The following is an 18,903-nucleotide window of genomic DNA, read 5'->3' as shown; positions in this document are numbered from 1 at the left end:
GGTGTTGCGGCACTGCAAAAATAACTGACGGGTCTCTGCTGTTGTGGCGAGGGGATTTATCCCCGCTGGGCTGCGAAGCAGCCCCAAACCAGACACCTCGGTGTGTCAGGCTGGTTGCATTCAATCTGATTGGGGCTGCCGCGCAGCCCAACGGGGATAAATCCCCTCGCCACAAAATCAATGTTCACCACGGATTGCGTGCGCTTATTGAACCAACTGATTGATCTCGATAATCGGCAGCAAAACCGCCATGACGATCACCAGCACCACACCGCCCATGACCACGATCATCAGCGGCTCCAACAGCGCAGTCATGCCCATGGCCCGGCGTTCGATGTCGCGGGACAGGGTTTGTGCGGCGCGTTCGAGCATTGGCGGCAGGCAGCCGGTTTTTTCGCCGCTGGCAATCAGGTGGATCAGCACCGGCGGGAAGACTTTTTCCACCCGCAACGCCGCCGCCAGGTTGACCCCTTCGCGGACCTTGGCCGTGGCATCGCTGACGCTCAGGCTCAGGCGGTCGTTGGACAGGGTCTGGCGCGCCGCCTCCAGGGCTCGCAGCAAGGGCACCCCGGCGCCGCCGAGAATCGCCAGGGTCGAGGCAAAACGCGCGGTGTTGAGGCCCAGCACGAAACGCCCGATCAGCGGCAGGCGCAGGATGCGACTGTGCCAGTTCAACCGCGCCTGCGGGTTGCGCAAATACAGCCGCCAACCCCAGAACCCACCGGCCAGCATGCCAAAACACAACCAGCCCCAGGCGCGGATGAAATCGCTGGCGGTCAGCATCGCCACGGTCAACCCAGGCAGGTCCTGGCGGGCCTGGGAGAATGCGCTGACCACTTGGGGCACCACGTAGCTGAGCAGGAAAATCACGATGGCAATCGACACCAGCCCCACCACGCCCGGATAGATGAACGCCGTAAGGATCTTGCCCCGCAGGTTGTTGCGCTCCTCGATGTAGTCCGCCAGCCGCTCCATCACCTGGGCGAGGTCGCCGGACTCTTCACCGGCGGCGATCAGTGCCCGGTAGATGTCCGGAAAGTCCCGGGGTCGCGCCGCCAGGGCTTCGGCCAGGCGCATGCCGCTGCGCACATCGGCGCGCACTGCGCTGAGGGTCTGGGCGATGTGTTTGCGCTCAGCCTGTTCCACCGTGGCGCTCAACGCGGCCTCCAATGGCAGGCTGGCTCCCAGCAGGCTCGCCAGTTGCCGGGTGGCCCAGGCCAGGTCGTTGTCCGAGAGTTTGGCGCTGAACAGGCCGCCGCCATGGGCTTGCGTTGTATTGCGTTCGACCTGCACCTGCAACGCCGTCAGCCCGCGACTGCGCAGCAGGTTGAAGGCGCCACTCTGGCTGTCGGCTTCCAGGTGCCCGACCTCGATCTTGCCGGTGGCGTCGGCGGCCTCAAAACGGTAGCGATTCATCAGGCGTCCCGTGTCACGCGCAGGATTTCTTCAGGGGCGGTGGCGCCACTGCGCACCCAGCGTTCACCGTCCTCGCGCATGCTGAACATGCCGGCCTGGCGGGCGGCCGCACGCAGCGCCTGCTCCCCTGCCCCCTGGTGGATAAGCGTGCGGATATCATCGTCGATGCAGAACAATTCATGGATGCCGGTGCGACCGCTGTAACCGGTCTGGTTACAGCTCGGACAGCCCACCGGGCGCCAGGTGCCGGGGGTTGCCGGATCAGCTTGTTTGCACTGCGGGCAGAGTCTGCGCACCAGGCGCTGGGCGAGTACGCCGAGCATCGACGAGGCCAGCAGGAACGGCTCGACGCCCATGTCAATCAAGCGGTTGATGGCCGACACAGAGTCGTTGGTGTGCAGCGTCGCCAACACCAGGTGACCGGTGAGGGACGCTTGCACGGCAATTTGTGCGGTTTCCAGGTCGCGGATTTCGCCGATCATGATGATGTCCGGGTCCTGGCGCAGAATCGCTCGCAGGGCCAGGGCGAAGGTCATGTCGATCTTGGCGTTGACCTGAATCTGGCTGATGCCCGGCAGGTCGTATTCCACCGGATCTTCCACCGTGAGAATGTTGTGTACGCTGGCGTCGAGCCGAGCCAGGGCGGCGTAGAGGCTGGTGGTCTTGCCGCTGCCGGTGGGGCCGGTGACCAGCACGATGCCGTGGGGTTGGCGGATCAGGTGATCGAGTTTGCCCAGTACGTCCGGGTCCATGCCCAGGGTTTCCAGTTGCAGGCGCCCGGCCTGTTTATCCAGCAGGCGCATCACCACTCGTTCGCCATGGCCGGTGGGCACCGTCGAAACCCGGATGTCAATCGGGCGCCCGGCCACACGCAGGGCAATGCGGCCGTCCTGGGGCAGGCGTTTTTCGGCGATGTCGAGCTGGGCCATGATCTTGATCCGCGACACCAGCGCGCCATGCAGGGCCTTGCGTGGCGAGACCACGTCACGCAAGGTGCCGTCGACCCGGTAGCGCACCACCGAATGGCTTTCGTAAGGCTCGATGTGGATGTCGCTGGCCTCATCCCGCGCGGCCTGGGTCAGCAAGGCGTTGATCATGCGGATCACCGGCGCGCCGTCCTGGGTGTCCAGCAGGTCGGTGATCTCGGGAATGTCCTGCATCAGTCGGTCGAGGTCCACCTCATTCTCTGCCGCGCCCACCACGGCGGCGGCGCTGCCGGTGTCGGCGTAGGCCGTGTTGAGCAACCCGTCGAGTTCCTCGTCACGCACCCGCTCCAGCCGCACCTCGCCGAACTGGCGGCGCACTTCACTGATGGACCAGCCTGGCGTGGAGGGACAGACCATCAACACCGCGCCTTCATCCGACTCACGCAGCACCAGGCGTTGGGCCTTGGCCCAGGCGTATGGGAGGGTGTTCATGCTGACACCTCAGGTCCATAAGATGCATCCGCACCTTGTGGGAGCGAGCCTGCTCGCGATAGCAGTGTGTCAGCTTGCATGGATATTGACCGGGTCGCCGTCATCGCGAGCAGGCTCGCTCCCACAGGGCTGGTATTCATCAGCGAGTGCCTCCTTCAACCGGAACCGCCTTGATCACCGCCCTGGGCGTTTGCAGCCCGGCGGGGGTGGCCTGCGGAATGGCCTTGGCCGAGGCCGGCAGTTGCGGGGCTTGCATGTCCGGCATCGCCCAGCTGCGCTCCGGTTGCAGCAGGCCCTGGGCGCGGCGCATGAAGTCGTAGCGGTTGAGGGTGATGCCGCGCCCCGCCGCCGTGTCGCGGATGATGTAGGGGCGCAGGAACACCATCAGGTTGGTCTTGGTGATCTGCCGCCGCTCGTTGCGAAACAGCGCACCAATACCGGGGATGGTCGACAGCCACGGCACCGCGTCGTTGCTCTGGCTGTAGCCGTCCTGCAACAACCCGCCAAGGACCATGATCTGCCCGTCGTCCAGCAGGATGCTGGTGTCGATGGCACGCTTGTTGGTGACAATCCCGCTGGCGCTCGAAGCGCGGTTGTCGACGCTGCTGACCTCTTGATAGATGTCGAGCTTGACCGTCCCGCCTTCGGAAATCTGCGGGCGGACGTTGAGCTTCAGCCCCACCTCTTCACGGGTCACGGTCTGGAACGGGTTGTTGCTGGTGCCACCGCCGCCGGTGACGTAACTGCCGCTGACAAACGGAATGGTCTGGCCGACGAAAATGCTCGCCGCTTCGTTGTCCAGGGTCAGCAGGTTCGGCGTCGACAACACGTTGGTGCCGCCCTTGCTCTTCAACGCCCGGGCCAGGACCTTGAGGTCGAGGATCTTGCCGATGCCGGGAATGTCCACCGTGCCGTTGACCAGGCCCAGGTTCAAGCCCTGGGGCAACACGTCGATGCTGGTCTTGCCGTTGAGGTTGAGCCCGGTGCCACCGAGGTTGACGCCGCCGATCACGCCGCTGCCGCCCAGGTTACCGGTCTGCCATTGCACGCCGAACTCGCTGGCATCGTCCTCGCCGACCTCGACGATCAGGCTCTCGATCACCACTTGGGCGCGACGCTGGTCGAGCAGGTCGATAACTTCCCGCAGGTTGCGGTACAGCGGGTCCGGCGCGGAAATCAGCAGGGTATTGGTGGTGGCATCGGCCTGGATGGTCACGCCGCCGGCACTGAACGCGGTGCTCTGATCGTCCTGCGGCGAAGCCGAGCTTTGTCCGCTGCTGCCTTGGGCATAACCATTGCCAGAGGTCGAAGCGCTACCGCCCGTGGTCCCGCTGGTGCTGGCGCCATCGCCGCTGCTCTGGCCGTTGGTGCTGGCGCCCATGCTGCTGAGCACCGAACGCGAGTTATCACTGCCCTCGCCTTCGCTTTCCCCGGTGAGCAAGCCGCGCAGGGATTGGGCCAGTTTGCCGGCCTGGGCATTGCGCAGGTACACCACGTGCAGGTTGCTCGGGTTGTTCTGGGCGTTGTCGAGCTTGTAGATCAGGTTACGCGCCAGCTCGGTGCGCTCGGGGCTGCCGGCGCGGATGATGATGGCGTTGGAGCGCGGGTCGCCGATCACGTTGATCTTCTGGGTCTGGTCTCCGCCCTGGGTTTCCAGCAACTCGGAGACCATCTGCGCGATGTCCACGGCGATGCCGTTGTGTATCGGCACCACGTCGGTGTCGATGGCGCTGGGGGTATCGATGCCTTCGATGAGCTGCGCCACCCGCGACAGGTTCTCGGCGTAATCGGTGATGACGATGGTGTTGTTGCCGGGGTAGGCATTGATCGGGTTGTTCGGCGACACGATCGGGCGTAACACCGGGATCAGGTTCACCGCGTTTTCGTATTGCAGGCGAAAGGTGCGGGTCAACATGCCGTTGCCGGCCGGTCTGTCGGCGCTGTAGATCGGCCCGCCCAGCAACTTGGCGTCGGCCTCGGGCACCACCTGGGCCACGCCGCCGACGTCCACCACGCTAAAGCCCTGCATGCGCAGCGCGGCCAGCAGCATGTCATAGGCCTGGTGCGCCGGCACCTGACCTTCGGACACCAGCGTCAGGTTGCCCTTGACCCGAGGGTCCACCAGAAACTGTTGGCCGGTGGAACGGGACAAGGCCCGCACCACCGCCTGAATGTCGGCCTCGACAAAGTTCAGGGTCACCGGTTGGTCACCCAGCGGGCTGCGTGCAGGCGTACTGCTGCGGGGCTCGCGGGCACGGGCGGTGAGATCGACCGAGTGCCGCACCGGCGGTTTCTGTTCACGCAAGGTCTGGGCCCGCTGACGGTCCAGCAGCGCATCGCCGCTGCGCTGAGTACTGCCCAGCGGAATGCCCAGTTCACTGTCCACCAGCAACGGTGGCTGCGACGTTGGCGGTGTGCTGTTGCAGGCGCTCAATGCCAGCAACAGAAACGGCACGCTCTTGCGCCAATGACGCGGGTATCGGGACCCCTTCATGAAGCTTCCTTAGCGCCTTGCGCCTGATCCATGCGAACGGTTCCGGACAGGGTGCCGGCGGTGTTTTCAGTGTTTTCGATGTTGTCGGTGTTGGCCGGGGCCGTGCGCCGCAAACGGGCTTCAAGCACTTGCAAGGAAAATTGCCGTGGACTGCTCAACAGCCAGCCCATCACCTCATCGGCCGGCGCGTCGTTGAAAGTGAGTTGCCAAGCCGCGTCCACGGCCTGCAACTGGTAGTGCTCGCTCAAGCCGCCGGCATCCAGGGCCTGGCGCAGAGCCGCTTCCAGAGGCTGGCCTGACGCCGGGCCGCCGACGTCCCGCAAGAGCACTTCGAGGGCCTGGGTCTGCGCGCGCAACTTCGGCGTTTCGACCTGCCAATACGCAAGGGTTTGGAGCGGTGGCTGGATCAACAGCAACCAGACCAGCAGCCCGCCGAGTACCAGCGCCGCCAGCGACACGGCGCGCTGCTCGCGCACCGCCAGGCCCTGCCAGGACGTCCGGCCACGCGCGCGCAGGGTTTGCCACTGCGCCCATAGCCGTGCCGGGAATTGCTTATTCATCCTCGGCTTCCGGGGGGTGTTCGGAGGTGTCCTGCGCGCCCTGTCCGGGCAAAGCAGCACGCAAGGTCCAGCCCTGGTCATTGGCCGCAACGTCGATGCCGGCCTCGGTCAGGGGGATTTTCCAGTCGTCTGCGGCGGATGCTTTTTGTGCCTCGGCCACGAGCGTCAGGCGTAACTCACCGTTTTCAAACACCAGTTCCTGCACGTTGCCGCTCATGAACGGCATGGCGCTGCCCGCCTGTTGCACCAGGCTGGCGAAGCGTTGCGCCGGGTCCGCCGCTGTGCCGCTTTGGCGCGCGGCGATTTGCTGTCGGGCTTGTTGCAAGGGGTTGAGAATCACCGGCAGTTCGGGAAACGCCTGCTTTACCCGCTGGCTCATCTGCGCCTTGAGTCGTTGGCCCTGGGTGGCCTCACGGGTGGCGTAGAGATTGAGGCCGACCACCCACACCGCCAGCGCCACCGCGCAAAGCGTCGCCGCCCTGCCCCAACCGCCACGCTCGGCCGGGCCATGCGTCAGGCCAGCATGCAAGCCCCAGCCCGGCGCGGCACCAGTCCAGCGCTGGGGGGCGGGCAAGGTTTTGATCGAAACCTGCGGCGGCGAATCGCCCACCCACTGCAGCCCGGCCCCTGCCTCCAGTAACCATTCATCCAACGCCTCGTCCAGCAGCGGCTGCACCACCGCGTGCTGCACGCTATAACGCACCAGCAGGTGGCCGTCGTCGATGCAGGCCACCGGCCCGGACAACACTGGCAGGGCGTAGGCCGCCGGGTACAGCCCGTGCAGGTGCAGGCCGGCCTGGCGCAGCATCCGGCCCAGGGCATCGAGTGACTCTCGGTCGAGCCAGGCAATGTGCACCTGCCCGTCGGCACCGCGCGCGCTGTGAGCCACCTGCATGCGCTCGCTGGCACCGAGCATCAGCGCCTGGGCGGCGCAGTTCACCGCGGCGGTGATTTTCGCTGCCGGCAACTGCGGCAGTTCCAGACTGATGAGCAAGCTGTCGCGCGGATGGAGAAAACATTCGACCCGCTGCTTCTTTGCACCCTGACCGAGGTCCCGGAGGTTGCTGTGCCCCTGGTCGCGGACCTGGCCCTGGCGATCGAGCCAGGCGAATGCCACCGGGCTGTCGAGGCTCAAGCTGCCCAGTGGCATCAACGCTATGCGCAAGCGAGTCATACGCCCACCCGTGACCAGATCACCTGAGGCATCCGGTCCTGGCTGCGTTGCAGCAAGGCATCCAGCACGACCCGCCGCTGCCCACTGCGCGCCTGCCCCCGCAGGCGGAACCAGTCGCTGGTGATGCCGACCTTGACGGAGGCCATTTCCAGCTCAGGCATGCGCAGGCGATTGACGAAATCCCCACGGTTGATAAACCAGTGGCCGCCGTCTCGCTCAGCGATCAGCGCCTGGGCCCGCTGCAACGATAACCCCGGCACGTAAGCAGCCAGCACCGGGGCGCTGGCGGTGTTGCCGTTGAGCCAGGTATTGGCCGGCAGAATCGTCACATAAGGCGCCAGTGTTTCCAGCAGCTGCGGGGTGACACCCTTGATGCTGCGCAAATCCTGCAACGTGCGCAGCATGGGGCGTGTCGGCGCCAACGGCGTACCGGGAGCATCCGGCGAGGTGCTGCGACCGCTGTCGAACGCAGTGCTCAGCGCGGCCTTGTCCGCCAGCTCTGGGTTCAACAGCCGTGGGTACGCGGCAATCACCCGCGCGACGATGCGCGCACGTACCGTCGCGGCGATACCCAGTTGCTCGCACAACCGTTCGAAGGTGCGCACCTGTTCCTGATCCACACGTTCATTGGCGACCAGATTGCGCAGGTTGAATTTGCCTTGCTCATCTTCCAGTCGCCCTTCGAAGGGGATGTCAGCCAGGCTGGAACCGGCCATCACGAAAGGGTTGGCCCAAGCCTGACCGAAGCGCGTGAGCGGATCGCGCTGACGTGCATCCCACAACAACTGTCGGCTCAATTGCAGGCCACCCTGCAACCGCGCCGTGCCCTGGATACGCAACTGCTCGGCCTCCAGGCTGCGGGTAAACAGGGTTTGGCGGGTGAGCATGCCCCCGGCGATGACCGCCACCACGGCGGCGATCAGCAAGGCACTGATGACCGCCATGCCCCGCTGCTTCGCCGCGAAGGGCGAATCCGTTCGCATCACGGCCCTTATAACTGCCAGGAGCCGATGTCGGCATTTACACCATCGCCGTCAGGCTGGCCGTCGGCCCCCAGGGAAAAGATATCGATTTCACCATTGGCGCCCGGGTTGAGGTAGTTGTAGGGACGGCCCCATGGATCGTTGGGCAGGCGCTCCAGGTAGGAACGCCATGTGCTGTTTTTTGCATCAGCGGGCCGTTCCACCAGCACCTTGAGCCCCTGGTTCATGCTCGGGTAACTGCCGTGGTCCAGGCGATAGAGTTTCAACGCCTGCATCAATCCGCCAATGTCCTGTTTTGCCGCCGTCGCCCGAGCCTGGTCCGGCCGGTCGAGGACCTTGGGCACCACCATCGCCGCCAGAATGCCAAGAATGACCACCACAACCATGATTTCGATCAGGGTGAAACCCTGCTGCCCACGAGGGCCTTGGAGACGGGCGTTGTAACGGGCGATCTGCATCTCGACGGTCCTTCGCTGGATTCAATTCGTGGCGCAGTGTTGCAAGAAAATATGTCAGTGATATTGAAAATGCTCAGGAGCTTACGTCGTCAATCGGTCAACAATGGCGGTTAAGCTCGGGGGCTGCCTTCGCCCATAGAGCTCGCGCGATGCCACGTCACGCCCCACAAGCCGGCTTCACCCTGATCGAAGTGCTGGTCGCCCTGGCGATCATCGCCGTGGCCATGTCGGCGGCGGTGCGCGTGGCTGCGGTGATGACCCAAAGCAATGGGCTGCTGCGAGACAAGTCCATCGCACTGCTGGCGGCCCGCAGCCAACTGGCGCAACTGCACTTGGAGGGGCGTTTTGTGCAGGGTTCAAAAGTCATCGAATGCGATCAGGGACGGTTGCTACTGCGTTGCGAACAGAACCTGCGCCCGGCGGAAAATGGCCGCATGTTGCGGGTTGAACTGACCGTGTCGGATCGCAGCCACGAAGCACCGCCGTTGGCGCGGTTGGAGACGTTGGTCAGCCGGGAAAAATAGCGGCTAGACACGGTCCCTCTTGGGAGCTTGCTCCCTCGACAAGAGGGCTCGTCGTGATCTCAAGGACGGGTGAGCGAGGGTAAAGCCACCGAATCCGGCAATCGGGCCAAGGCCAGCCGCGTTTGCTGATTGCCCCGCTCGATCACCACCGCTTGCGCCTCGATCGACACCAGCCGCACCCCATGAGCCACCCGCTCTCCAGCCAGGAAACTACGAGGTGGGCCGTCGTTGAGACTGAGGATCGCCACAGCCCCGCGAGCGCCGGCCAGCACACCGCTGACCTTGATATCCACCGGCGCCGGCTGGCTGGAGAACCATTGCCGTGCAGGATTATCGGAACGCTCGGCCAATCGTTGCGGGGCAACATCCGGCGTGCGGGATTCAGCCGATGTCAGTAGCAGCGAAGACCAGGTCGCCACCCCGGCCAATGCCGCCAACAGACCGAGTGCCTGGAGGAGTTGCGCCGGGGAAACTCGGTCGATGAACACCATGGTCTGGTTCTCCTTTTTTTATCCAGTCTCCAGCGTACGCCTCGATTCTCTCCGTTTTATTTCACATCCTTATCATCTTCACCGTGCAGGATGAAGACCGACGCAAAGGAGCGCGCATGAACCTTGGCAAGCAACGCGGTTTCACCCTGATCGAATTGATGGTGGTACTGGTGATCATCGGCATCGCCAGTGCCGCGGTAGGTTTGAGCATCAAACCCGACCCGCTGAAGTTGCTGCGCCAGGACGCCGAGCGGCTGGCGCAACTGCTACAGCTCGCTCAAACCGAAGCCCGCGTCGACGGCCGGCCGATTAGCTGGCGCTGGGATGCCAAGGGGTTCGGTTTCAGCCGTCGGCAGGATCAAGGGCCAGGGCTGGATCGCTTCAAGGATGATCCACAACTGCACCCGCGGCGGTGGCAGAGCCCGTCCATGGAAGTTCATGTGGAACCCAGGCAGCGGGTCGTATTGAGCGCCGAGTGGATCGGCGCCCCGCTGAACATTCGTTTGTCGGACGGCCAGAGCAGCATAAACGTGCAACGCAGCGCCGCTGGCCGGGTGCAGATTCAATGAACGGCCGGGAGACGGGCTTCACCCTGCTTGAAGTCATGGTGGCGATTCTGCTGATGGCGGTGGTCAGCCTGATTGCCTGGCGCGGACTGGACAGCGTCACCCGAGCCGACAGCCATTTGCAGGCCAGCACCGAACAGACCGAAGCCTTGCTGCGAGTGTTGAATCAGCTGGAACGCGACGTAGCATTACGCGCCAGCATCGAGTTGAGCGAACCGTCAAACCCTGGAGTCGATGACCAGCCCTGGACCGCACCACCCGCCCTCACCGTGCGCAGCACCGAAGGTCGGGGGTTTCGCCTGGATGTGATCCGGGTGGCCGCCGCTCAAGAAGGCACGCTGCAAAGAGTGCGCTGGTGGCTCGAGGGAGACACGCTTTACCGAGCCCAAGGCCAGGCCCGCAGCCGCTACCCATTGCCGGCACCCGGCGCGGGCGTAGCGGTGCTCAGCGAAGTCAGCAACGCAGGGCTGCGTTACTGGGACAGGGAAAAAGGTTGGCGCAAGCTCAGCGGCAATCGCCAGGAAAACCCGCTGGGCATCGAAATCAGCCTGACACGGCAGACGCCACAAGGCGTGGAAAAGTATCGACAGGTGCTGGGGCCGCTGGAGTGAGGGCAAACCCAGTGTGGCCGCGAGCCGGCTCGCGATGAGGCTCATCCGGATAGCGCTGAACTCAGCTCAGCACCACCACCCCGCCCGGCAACTCGGTGCATTTGGCGCCATAGGCATCGCGGATCAACAGCGCCACGCCAGCCAGTTGATCAAGACGGAACCGCGCCTGGACCTTGCGCTGGCCCAATTCGCGATTGAGTAACAGCAACATGCCAGGACGGTAGCGGTTGATTTCGTCGATGACGCTGGCCAGAGTCGCGTCGTTGAACACCAGCACCTGCTCGCGCCAGGCAGTGGCCGCCGACACATCTGCGTTCTTTGGAGTGCCCACCCGGCCGCTGTCGTAGGTCAGTTGCATGCCCGACTCCAGATGAAAACTCTGGCCGCGCACCTGGACCTGCACCACACCTTCCAGGCAGGTCGCGCAGACACTCTGGTCGATGTAGCGGATATTGAACCGAGCCCGAGCGGCGCTGATCCAGCCCGCGCCGGCCTGGACACTGACCGTCGAATCACTGCTTCCCAGCACTTCAACTTCACCACCGAGCAACACCAATCCTTCCCCTCCATCGGCCGACTGACGGCGGCTGAGGCGGGTTTGGGTATTCAGCTCAAGACTGACACCCTTGGCCAGTTCCACCCGGCGCTGTTCGCCAACCTCGGTGACGTAGTCGGCAGCGAGTCCGGAAACCCCACCGGGCACCGTGGCGCGGATCAACAGAAAACCTGCCGACGCCGCGATCGCGCCGCCGAGCAACGCCCGTCGTCCGAAATGTCGCGGAGCCCGCAACGCCTCGGCAGCCGGTTGCAGCCCGTGCCACAGCGCCTTGGCTTGCTCGAACGCCTGAGCGTGTTCAGGGCTTTGCCCGCACCAATGGCGCAGGGCCCGGGCATCGGCCACGGTGGCGCGGCCCGAGGTCAGCAGGACCAACCAGTCTTGGGCCTCGCTGGCCAGTCGGGTCTGAGGCGTGGCCTCAGGGGAAGCAATGCTGAAGATGTTCAAGCGCACACACACTCACGAATTGGTCTGGTCTCTACTCTCAAGACTGTTTTCCCGCGCCGGGACCGAACCGCTGAATCACTTTTCTTTCCAGGCGCAGGGCGCAATGCCCCAGCGCGGCCTTGATTTCCTTCTCTACCATGCGCGTGGAAATGCCGAAACGTTGGGATATTTCCAGGTGCGGCGCTTCCTCCAGACGCGCGGCAATGAAAATCCTGCGACGCCGCGCCGGCAGCTCATACAGGGCCTTGAGCAAGGTCTGCAACTCCTTCTGCCCCCCCACCACCCGGGCCGGATCCAGCGCTTCATCGGAAATCTGCAGCAAGTCCTCGATTTCGCTGCCGGTGAGCAGGCGAGCATCGGCCTGCCGACGGTCGGCGGCAATGTTCAGCGCCATGCGATAGAGATAGGCACTGGGCTGGGCGATGTCCGGCGTCTCGACCATGCGATCGACCCGCAAGTAGGTTTCATGCAGCACATCGTTGGCCAGTTCCTCGGAGCCCAGGCGCTTGCGCAGGCGCACCTTGAAATCCTCATAAGAGGTGAGGAACAACTTGACCAACGGGCTGCGACCAGAGTGTTTCATCGCCCCAAAACCCCTTCCCCTGCTGTGCACTCCATGCTTGTTCCTGATGAGTCGGGTAATAAAAGCAGGGTTACCGGTTGGCGCAATGAACTGGGCGCCGGGCGGTCGATCCTGAGGTTTTGCAAACTGTTGACCAAGGCCTTGTCACGCATCGGATCGCCCGTGGAACTGACCAGGCGGCTATGCTGAACCACGCCGTCCCGGCCGATCCACACTTGCAGCACCGCCCGAAAACTTCCCGGGCGGGTGAGTGGTGAACGGCACAAGTTGCGCTGGATGACCGTTTGGATCGCCGCCGCATAGTTGCTGTCGCTCAAGCCCGGGGCCGCGCCGGAAGGCAGCGGCACCTCGTGAACCCGCACCGGTTGCAACGTGAACGCATCCGCTCGGGCGTAATGCGCCGCGAGCCCGGTGCCGCGAAGCAACACATTGAGCCCTTGAGAAGCGGTGAACAGTCCCTGGACGCCCAGCGTATGGCGCTGGCTGGATAGTTGCTGATCCACCAGCACCGCCATACCCGTCGCTCGACTGAATTGCTCCAGCGCCGTGGTCAGTTCCTGCGGGGCGATGTCCAGCTCCACCAGGCCGTTCGCCTGGATCGGCGCGGCCAGCAACCACAACAACGCCATCAGCCCCCCCAAGGGTGACCTGGCCAATCCACGCCTGCGCCCGCCCCCGGCTCTGCCTTGCTGCACGACTGACGTATCCGTTGAAAACCGTCATCCTGAGGGCTGTTTATGAATGTCGTATGACAACTGATACAAATTCCTCGGACCCCACTAAACTCGTGCTCTGACAGCGAACCGCCTTCTGGGCGGGCCAGGAGGTCGACAATGAAACAGTGGATGAAAATGATGGCGGGCCTCGGCCTGCTCATGGCCCAGCCTTGGGCTCATGGCGAAGAGGTACCGGCGTGTATCGAGGTGACCGTCGGTGGCTACAGGACCGCGGACTACAACTGCCTGAGCCGGCAAATGGGCAACGATCCGCAGGCCGCGGCGGCCGCGCAACGCACGCAAGAGGCCTTGAATGTGCCCGTTAACAAACGCGCGCCGAACAGCATCGGCCTGGCGACCCCAGCGGCCACCAGCGTGCGCATGGGTAATACGTTTGGCACCTCGGTCAAGCCCCAGAGACCGCCGGTCCCGGCCAGCCCCTCGCCGCTGCCCAGATAACCCCTGTCTGTGGCCAGGGAACTTGCTCCCTGGCCGCAGGAGTGCGTTGCAACGTTAAAAGTGCAGCCCCTACGCACCTCAAAACAGGCTTTGCACCTGCTCCAGGACTGCGCGGGTCATCTGGCCGGTGTGGGTATGCAGACTCACATAGCTTTGCAGCATGTCCAGCTTGGTGTTGAGCAGGTCCCGACGGGCCTGGAATAACCGTTGTTGCGCATCAAGGATGTCCACCGTGGAGCGCACACCGCCCTGGAAGCCTTTTTCCGTCGAAGCCAGTGCCCGCTGGTTGGACTCCACTGCGCGCTGCATCGCCTTGCTTTTGGCGAAGCCGGCCACCACGCCCAGGTAATCGGTTTCGATCGTCTCGGCCAACTGCTGGCGTTGCACGTCATAGTCCGACTGCGCACCGGCCAGTTGCGCCTGGGCCTTGGCCACCGACGCTCGCACCGCCCCACCGCGATACAACGGAATATCCAACTGCAGCCCCACGTAATAGGTGTCCTGGCGCGGGTCAAGTTCCTGGTACTGGCGGGTTTCCCGGCGAGTCAACTGAGTGGTCAGTGCCAAGGTCGGATAATGCCCGGCGCGCTGGCTGTCGGCCTGGGCCTCGGCCACTTTCACCGCCGCCAGCCGGGCCGCCAGCTCGGGGCTGGCCTCGCGGGCAATCGCCGTCCAGTACGGCAGGTCCTGCTCGGGAGGGATCGGGCTGCCGGCGGCAAGCTCCTCGCGCATCGGCGCAATGTCATCGATGGGCACATTGGCACGACCGGACAACGCCCGCAGCGCGGCCACGCGACGAGCCTCGGCTTCGGCCTCCTGGGCCTCGACCAGATCAAGCCGCGCCTGGGCTTCATCGATATCGGTGATCGCGCCCTGGCCACCCTCGAAGAGTTTTTTGCTCTGGATGACCAACCCGTGGATGGCGGCTTTTTGCTGGGCGATTAACTTGATCTCGTTTTCCGCCCGGGCGACGTCGAAGTAGCCCTTGGCAACCCGGTCGAACAGCGTCTGGCCGGCGACGTCGAAAAGCTGGCTGCCCAGTTGCCCTCGTGCCTTGCCTTCCTGATACGCCGCCCAGCGCGCCTTGTCGTAGAGCGCTTGCTGCGCCGCCAGGGTGACGTTGTTGGCCTGGTAATCGTTGCTGTTGACGTAGCCGCTGTCGTCACCGCCATCAGTCCGCCCACCGCGGCCATAACGCGAAGTCAGCGACACTTGCGGATAGAGGCCGCCACGGCCAATCGCTTCTTCCTGCCGCGAGGCATCATAAGCATGGGTGGCTGACTGCAAAGTCGGGTCGTTGAGCCGGGAGGCATCGTACGCCGCGGTCAGGCTCAGGCCACCGTCGGCGGCCCAGGCGACATTGAGCATCGCCCAACTGGAGCACAGGCTCAGCAGCACGCGAGCGCTGTAACGGCATCGGTCGATCATGCTCATTCCTCTTTGAAGGCTGCCAGCAAGCGTTCGCGCAACGGTTTCATCAGGTAATTCATGAAGGTGCGCTCCCCCGTGACCACCGTCACATCGGCCAGCATGCCCGGACGCACCCACAACCCGGCGGCCTGCAACGAGACGACCGTGTCGGCGGGAATCTCGACCTTGGCGGAGAAGTACGGCAAGTGCGTCTGCTCATCGATCAACTGGTCGGCCGACACCGTACTCACGGTGCCGGTTACCGTCGGCGTATCCACCCGTTGCAGCGCGGTGAAATGCACATGCACCGGCAACCCCGGGCGCAACTTGTTGGCCATCAACGGCTCGAAACGCGCGGTAATCGCCATTGGCGCATCCAGCGGTACCACCTGCATCAGGGTTTGTCCGGCCTGGGCCACGCCGCCAACGGTATGCAGGCTCACGTCCATGACCTGCCCGGCCACTGGCGCACGGATAGCGCCGTTGTCGACTTCAAATTGCAAGGCACGCATCTGATCGGCATAACCGGCCGCCTCGGCGGAGACCTCGCTGAGCTGGGTTTCAGCATCGCGACGAAACTCCTGCTGCACTTGCAACGCCTTGAGCCTGCTTTCGTTGATGGCCTGGCGGGTCCGCCCGACATCGCCCACGCCGGAGGCGATCTGGCCGGCCAGTTGAGCGGCGTTGCGCTCGGCCTCGAAGAGTTTGTTGCGCGGAACATAACCCTCACGGGCCAGCTCGCGCAGGCCTTCGAGTTCCTGTTGCTGAAAGCGCATCTGCGCGTCGTAGTTACGCTTGACGCCTTCATAGCCCTGCAATTGCTGCTGCAGCGCCGCGACCTCGTGTTCGATGATCTGCAAACGGCTGCCCAGCTCCGCGCGGCGGGTCAGAAACAACTGGTTTTGCAAGGCCATGGCGGCCTTGACCCGCGGCTCGTCGGCGCGCGCCAGCAATTCAGCCGGCCATTGGATCTCGGCGCTGCCCAGACGCTCGGCAATCAACCGCGCTTCAATGCTGCGATCGTTGAGCAACTTGCCCAGGGTCACGTCCAGTTGCGACTGCGCTTGCACGGTATTGAGCTGCACCAGCAACTGCCCCTGGCTGACTCGATCACCATCGCTGACCAGCAGCTGGTCCACTACCCCGCCGACCAACGACTGCACCGCCTTGCGCTCGCCCGCCACCACCACGGTGCCACTGCCCACGACACCCTGATCGAGGGGTGCCAGGAAGGCCCAGAGCAAAAAGCCGCCCAGCGTCAGGACCAGAAAGCCCACACCATACCGCGCAGCACCGCTGGCATCGGTACTGGCGCTGGGCAGGGTATTGGCGTCGAGCACGCTCAGTTGCTGCTCGCTGTGCGCCGATGCAGCCGGGGTCAGATCACGCATCTTCGCCGGCCTCCCTCACCGCAGCGGGCCTGGGCCCCGGCATCAATGCCTTGAGCACCCGGTCCCGTGGGCCGAAGGCTTGTTGGGCGCCGTCCTTGAGTACCAGGATGTGATCGACCACCGCCAGCACATTGGGTCGATGGGTGATCAGCACCACGGTACTGCCGGCGGCCTTGAGCGCATTGATCGCTTGTACCAGCGCCAGCTCACCTGCTTCGTCGAGGTTGGAGTTGGGCTCGTCGAGCACAATCAGCGACGGGCGCCCGTAAAGTGCCCGGGCCAGGCCCAGGCGTTGCTTCTGCCCGCCAGACAAACCCAGCCCACCGGGGCCCAGTGGCGTGTCATAACCTTTGGGGAATCTGAGGATCATCTCGTGAATGCCGGCGTGACGAGCGGCGGCAATGATTTTGTCGGCATCCTGCTCGCCGAAGCGGGCGATGTTGTCGGCAACGCTGCCATCGAACAGCTCGATGTCCTGGGGCAAGTAACCCAGGTACGGGCCCAGGGCATCATGGGACCACTGGCTGATCTCGGCGTCATCCAGGCGCACCGAACCGCCGATGGCCGGCCATACCCCGACCAGCGCCCTGGCCAGCGTCGACTTGCCACTGGCGCTGGGACCGACTACGGCAAGCACTTCGCCCTTGGCCAGGCTGAAATTGATCCCGCGCACAATCGGTTGCGAGGCGCCGGGCGGGCCGACATACAGTTGCTCCAGGCGCACCGCGCCGGTGGGCGGCGGCAAGGGCATGCGCAGGCGCTCGCGGGGGTGCTGGGTAAGCAGCTGGCTCAGACGCTGATAGCTCTGGCGTCCGGCGTTGAATTGTTTCCAGGAGCCGATGGCAATTTCCACCGGTGCCAGGGCGCGGCCCAGCAGCAGCGACATGGCGATCATCATGCCTGCCGACATCTGCCCCTCGAGCACCAGCAACGCCCCCAGGCCCAGGGCCAGCGACTGTCCCGATATGCGCACGAAACGGGTTGCAGAAGTGATACGGGCACCACGGTCACTGGCGTGGGCCTGCGCGGCAATGATGCGTTGTTGCAGCAGGCTCCAGCGCTGGCGCAACGGCCCGAGCATGCCCAGCGCCTGAATGACCTCGGCATTGTGGAGCGTGCTGTTGACATAGACAGACGACTGCACCCCCAGGCGATTGGCTTCACCCAACCGGGCGCGAGTCGCCAGCTCACCCCACAACGCCAGGCCGATCAGCACCAGGGCGAGCACCAGGGTCAGCACCCCGAACCAAGGGTGAAAAATAAACGCCACCAGCAGGAAGATCGGCAACCACGGCGCGTCCAGCAACGCGATCAGACCCTGGCCGGTGATCAACTGGCGCAACGTCGCCAAATCAGTGAGCACCTGGGCCGGGTTGGCGTTGTGCTCGCGCAGGCTGCGGGCGAAAGCGGCGTCGAAAATACGCTCGCCCAGGGCGTCGTCCAGCCCCGCACTCATGCGAATCATCACCTCGCCGCGAACCCACTCGATCAGGGCACTGAACAGAAACAGGGCCAGGGCGATCAAGGTCAGCATGAACAGGGTGGTTTCGTTGCGGCTGGTCAGGACCCGGTCGTACACCTGCATCATGTACAGCGATGGCACCAGCACCAACAGATTGATCACGCCGCTGAACAGCGCCAGCGACCAGAACACCCGGCGGTAACTTAATAAGGCAGCATCAATGTCATGACGCGGATCGAGTAGAAAGCGCATAGAGAATCAACCCGCAAAGGAATAGTCGGTCCCGGCGCAATCCATCGCGAGTTATTTGCCCGAAGGCGTCAAAAAAAAGTGCGTCATGTCGCTGACGTGCAGCTATCTGGGTCGATCCTCGCCGCTACAGACGCCAAGTACTGACAACGTAACCACGGGTTAGTGCCAGCGTGGGGCCGGTGTTTTCACCTCAATACGGACAGGATGGGGCATTCAAGACAGACGGCGTGCGATCTTGAACCGGCACCGAAGGGGGGATGCGCTGGCGCAGGTCAACGACCTTGCGCGGTACCCAAAGACTCGGCCATCCGAACGAGGTCGGCGAAAGACTTGGCCTGCATTTTTTTCATGGCATGGGCGCGGTGGATTTTCACGGTGATTTCGCTGAGGTTCATCTGCCCGGCAATCTGCTTGTTCATCAGGCCCTTGGCGGCCAGGGCCATCACCTCTTTTTCGCGGGTGGTCAACGTTGCATAGCGACTGTGCAGGTCCGCAAACTGCTGTTCGATCTCGCGCCGCCGAACGTCGGCCTCAAGCGCGGCAGTTACAGCGTCCAGCAGATCCTGTTCGCGAAAGGGTTTGGCCAGGAAATCCACGGCGCCGGCCTTCATGGCCTTGACCGACATTTCGATGTCACCGTGACCGGTAATGAAAATGATGGGGATACTGGCGTTGGAGGCGGCCAACTGGCTCTGGAAATCCAGGCCACTGCTGCCTTGGAGCCGGACATCCAGCACCAGGCAACTGGGGCCCGCTGTCCTGGGTTGACGCAGAAACTCCGTCGTGGAGGCGAACGTCTCGACACGGATGCCGACGGAGCGCAAAAGATTACTTAACGCCTCACGCATGGAGGCATCGTCATCCACCACAAACACAACAGAACCCTGGCTGCCCGGCTCATCTGACGAGGAATTGCCATTCATGCACGATCC

19 protein-coding genes are annotated in these 18,903 nt (G+C 63.9%); 4 read left to right on the top strand and 15 right to left on the bottom strand.

The genetic code is table 11. The annotated features are described in order from the left end of the window. Positions 1–204: 204 nt before the first annotated feature. From gspF to gspG, 7 genes are all read right to left on the bottom strand, one after another. A complete protein-coding gene (gene gspF / locus AC3I65_RS10645) occupies positions 205–1,416 on the bottom strand; it encodes a type II secretion system inner membrane protein GspF (protein ID WP_076385230.1) in 1,212 nt (403 codons plus the stop codon). Then, complete coding sequence (gspE, locus tag AC3I65_RS10640; protein ID WP_047228938.1) at positions 1,416–2,834, bottom strand: type II secretion system ATPase GspE; 1,419 nt, start codon at positions 2,832–2,834, stop codon at positions 1,416–1,418. Before gspE ends, gspF begins: the two co-directional genes overlap by 1 nt. Positions 2,835–2,973: 139 nt before the next feature. After that, complete coding sequence (gene gspD / locus AC3I65_RS10635; RefSeq protein WP_305468231.1) at positions 2,974–5,328, bottom strand: type II secretion system secretin GspD; 2,355 nt, start codon at positions 5,326–5,328, stop codon at positions 2,974–2,976. After that, a complete protein-coding gene (locus tag AC3I65_RS10630; RefSeq protein ID WP_047228936.1) occupies positions 5,325–5,888 on the bottom strand; it encodes a type II secretion system protein M in 564 nt (187 codons plus the stop codon). Before AC3I65_RS10630 ends, gspD begins: the two co-directional genes overlap by 4 nt. After that, entirely contained in the window at positions 5,881–7,062 is a 1,182-nt protein-coding gene (gene gspL / locus AC3I65_RS10625) for a type II secretion system protein GspL (protein WP_488523706.1), read from the bottom strand. Before gspL ends, AC3I65_RS10630 begins: the two co-directional genes overlap by 8 nt. Beyond that, complete coding sequence (gene gspK, locus AC3I65_RS10620) at positions 7,059–8,045, bottom strand: type II secretion system minor pseudopilin GspK (protein ID WP_274091087.1); 987 nt, start codon at positions 8,043–8,045, stop codon at positions 7,059–7,061. The genes gspL and gspK overlap by 4 nt, the downstream gene beginning before the upstream one ends. 8 nt (positions 8,046–8,053) lie before the next feature. Next, complete coding sequence (gspG, locus tag AC3I65_RS10615) at positions 8,054–8,503, bottom strand: type II secretion system major pseudopilin GspG (protein WP_274091086.1); 450 nt, start codon at positions 8,501–8,503, stop codon at positions 8,054–8,056. 149 nt (positions 8,504–8,652) lie between these two features. On the opposite strand from gspG, the gene gspI reads away from it, so the two are divergent. After that, the gene (gene gspI / locus AC3I65_RS10610) at positions 8,653–9,027 is read left to right on the top strand and encodes a type II secretion system minor pseudopilin GspI (RefSeq protein WP_047228932.1); all 375 of its coding nucleotides are present in this window, start codon (positions 8,653–8,655) and stop codon (positions 9,025–9,027) included. Between the two features lie 59 nt (positions 9,028–9,086). Here gspI and AC3I65_RS10605 read toward each other — a convergent pair whose 3' ends face one another. Then, complete coding sequence (locus AC3I65_RS10605; protein WP_076385246.1) at positions 9,087–9,518, bottom strand: type II secretion system protein N; 432 nt, start codon at positions 9,516–9,518, stop codon at positions 9,087–9,089. 116 nt (positions 9,519–9,634) lie between these two features. Here AC3I65_RS10605 and gspH point away from each other — a divergent pair, with 116 nt between their 5' ends. Both gspH and AC3I65_RS10595 read left to right on the top strand, forming a co-directional pair. Continuing rightward, complete coding sequence (gene gspH, locus AC3I65_RS10600; RefSeq protein ID WP_047228930.1) at positions 9,635–10,087, top strand: type II secretion system minor pseudopilin GspH; 453 nt, start codon at positions 9,635–9,637, stop codon at positions 10,085–10,087. Beyond that, on the top strand, positions 10,084–10,695 hold the full coding sequence (locus AC3I65_RS10595) for a type II secretion system protein GspJ (RefSeq protein WP_488523705.1): 612 nt from the start codon (positions 10,084–10,086) through the stop codon (positions 10,693–10,695). The genes gspH and AC3I65_RS10595 overlap by 4 nt, the downstream gene beginning before the upstream one ends. Positions 10,696–10,756: 61 nt before the next feature. On the opposite strand, the gene AC3I65_RS10590 is transcribed toward AC3I65_RS10595, so the two are convergent. The 3 genes from AC3I65_RS10590 to AC3I65_RS10580 are packed head-to-tail and all read right to left on the bottom strand — an operon-like array spanning position 10,757 to position 12,910. Next, positions 10,757–11,698 (bottom strand): FecR family protein, encoded by a 942-nt coding sequence (locus AC3I65_RS10590; RefSeq protein WP_488524304.1) that lies wholly within the window; start codon positions 11,696–11,698, stop codon positions 10,757–10,759. 37 nt (positions 11,699–11,735) lie between these two features. Beyond that, positions 11,736–12,281 carry a sigma-70 family RNA polymerase sigma factor gene (locus AC3I65_RS10585; protein WP_047228928.1) on the bottom strand — a complete coding sequence of 182 codons (546 nt, stop codon included), beginning with the start codon at positions 12,279–12,281 and terminating at the stop codon, positions 11,736–11,738. After that, complete coding sequence (locus AC3I65_RS10580) at positions 12,278–12,910, bottom strand: TonB C-terminal domain-containing protein (RefSeq protein WP_173407055.1); 633 nt, start codon at positions 12,908–12,910, stop codon at positions 12,278–12,280. Before AC3I65_RS10580 ends, AC3I65_RS10585 begins: the two co-directional genes overlap by 4 nt. A gap of 204 nt (positions 12,911–13,114) precedes the next feature. On the opposite strand from AC3I65_RS10580, the gene AC3I65_RS10575 reads away from it, so the two are divergent. Beyond that, complete coding sequence (locus AC3I65_RS10575) at positions 13,115–13,456, top strand: hypothetical protein (RefSeq protein ID WP_047228926.1); 342 nt, start codon at positions 13,115–13,117, stop codon at positions 13,454–13,456. A gap of 78 nt (positions 13,457–13,534) precedes the next feature. Here the strand turns inward: AC3I65_RS10575 and AC3I65_RS10570 are convergent, their stop codons facing one another. The 4 genes from AC3I65_RS10570 to AC3I65_RS10555 all read right to left on the bottom strand — a co-directional run bounded on the left by AC3I65_RS10570 (position 13,535) and on the right by AC3I65_RS10555 (position 18,894). Next, positions 13,535–14,884 carry a TolC family outer membrane protein gene (locus AC3I65_RS10570; protein WP_439125703.1) on the bottom strand — a complete coding sequence of 450 codons (1,350 nt, stop codon included), beginning with the start codon at positions 14,882–14,884 and terminating at the stop codon, positions 13,535–13,537. A 2-nt stretch (positions 14,885–14,886) separates the two neighbouring features. After that, entirely contained in the window at positions 14,887–16,257 is a 1,371-nt protein-coding gene (locus AC3I65_RS10565) for an HlyD family type I secretion periplasmic adaptor subunit (RefSeq protein WP_488523704.1), read from the bottom strand. Next, positions 16,250–17,971: a type I secretion system permease/ATPase gene (locus tag AC3I65_RS10560; protein ID WP_076385254.1), complete on the bottom strand. Its 1,722-nt coding sequence runs from the start codon at positions 17,969–17,971 to the stop codon at positions 16,250–16,252. Before AC3I65_RS10560 ends, AC3I65_RS10565 begins: the two co-directional genes overlap by 8 nt. A gap of 272 nt (positions 17,972–18,243) precedes the next feature. After that, on the bottom strand, positions 18,244–18,894 hold the full coding sequence (locus AC3I65_RS10555; protein ID WP_488523703.1) for a response regulator transcription factor: 651 nt from the start codon (positions 18,892–18,894) through the stop codon (positions 18,244–18,246). Positions 18,895–18,903: the final 9 nt, after the last annotated feature.

The organism is Pseudomonas sp. N-1-13 (assembly GCF_057787095.1).
Note: the sequence above shows the minus strand (reverse complement) of the source record. Positions and strands in the feature narration are given on the sequence as shown.

Bases quoted from the DNA above. Each gene is read 5' to 3' on its own strand.
- gspF (WP_076385230.1), bottom strand. From the start codon at position 1,416: ATGAATCGCTACCGTTTTGAGGCCGCCGACGCCACCGGCAAGATCGAG.
- gspE (WP_047228938.1), bottom strand. From the start codon at position 2,834: ATGAACACCCTCCCATACGCCTGGGCCAAGGCCCAACGCCTGGTGCTG.
- gspD (WP_305468231.1), bottom strand. From the start codon at position 5,328: ATGAAGGGGTCCCGATACCCGCGTCATTGGCGCAAGAGCGTGCCGTTT.
- AC3I65_RS10630 (WP_047228936.1), bottom strand. From the start codon at position 5,888: ATGAATAAGCAATTCCCGGCACGGCTATGGGCGCAGTGGCAAACCCTG.
- gspL (WP_488523706.1), bottom strand. From the start codon at position 7,062: ATGACTCGCTTGCGCATAGCGTTGATGCCACTGGGCAGCTTGAGCCTC.
- gspK (WP_274091087.1), bottom strand. From the start codon at position 8,045: ATGCGAACGGATTCGCCCTTCGCGGCGAAGCAGCGGGGCATGGCGGTC.
- gspG (WP_274091086.1), bottom strand. From the start codon at position 8,503: ATGCAGATCGCCCGTTACAACGCCCGTCTCCAAGGCCCTCGTGGGCAG.
- gspI (WP_047228932.1), top strand. From the start codon at position 8,653: ATGCCACGTCACGCCCCACAAGCCGGCTTCACCCTGATCGAAGTGCTG.
- AC3I65_RS10605 (WP_076385246.1), bottom strand. From the start codon at position 9,518: ATGGTGTTCATCGACCGAGTTTCCCCGGCGCAACTCCTCCAGGCACTC.
- gspH (WP_047228930.1), top strand. From the start codon at position 9,635: ATGAACCTTGGCAAGCAACGCGGTTTCACCCTGATCGAATTGATGGTG.
- AC3I65_RS10595 (WP_488523705.1), top strand. From the start codon at position 10,084: ATGAACGGCCGGGAGACGGGCTTCACCCTGCTTGAAGTCATGGTGGCG.
- AC3I65_RS10585 (WP_047228928.1), bottom strand. From the start codon at position 12,281: ATGAAACACTCTGGTCGCAGCCCGTTGGTCAAGTTGTTCCTCACCTCT.
- AC3I65_RS10580 (WP_173407055.1), bottom strand. From the start codon at position 12,910: ATGGCGTTGTTGTGGTTGCTGGCCGCGCCGATCCAGGCGAACGGCCTG.
- AC3I65_RS10575 (WP_047228926.1), top strand. From the start codon at position 13,115: ATGAAACAGTGGATGAAAATGATGGCGGGCCTCGGCCTGCTCATGGCC.
- AC3I65_RS10570 (WP_439125703.1), bottom strand. From the start codon at position 14,884: ATGATCGACCGATGCCGTTACAGCGCTCGCGTGCTGCTGAGCCTGTGC.
- AC3I65_RS10565 (WP_488523704.1), bottom strand. From the start codon at position 16,257: ATGCGTGATCTGACCCCGGCTGCATCGGCGCACAGCGAGCAGCAACTG.
- AC3I65_RS10560 (WP_076385254.1), bottom strand. From the start codon at position 17,971: ATGCGCTTTCTACTCGATCCGCGTCATGACATTGATGCTGCCTTATTA.
- AC3I65_RS10555 (WP_488523703.1), bottom strand. From the start codon at position 18,894: ATGAATGGCAATTCCTCGTCAGATGAGCCGGGCAGCCAGGGTTCTGTT.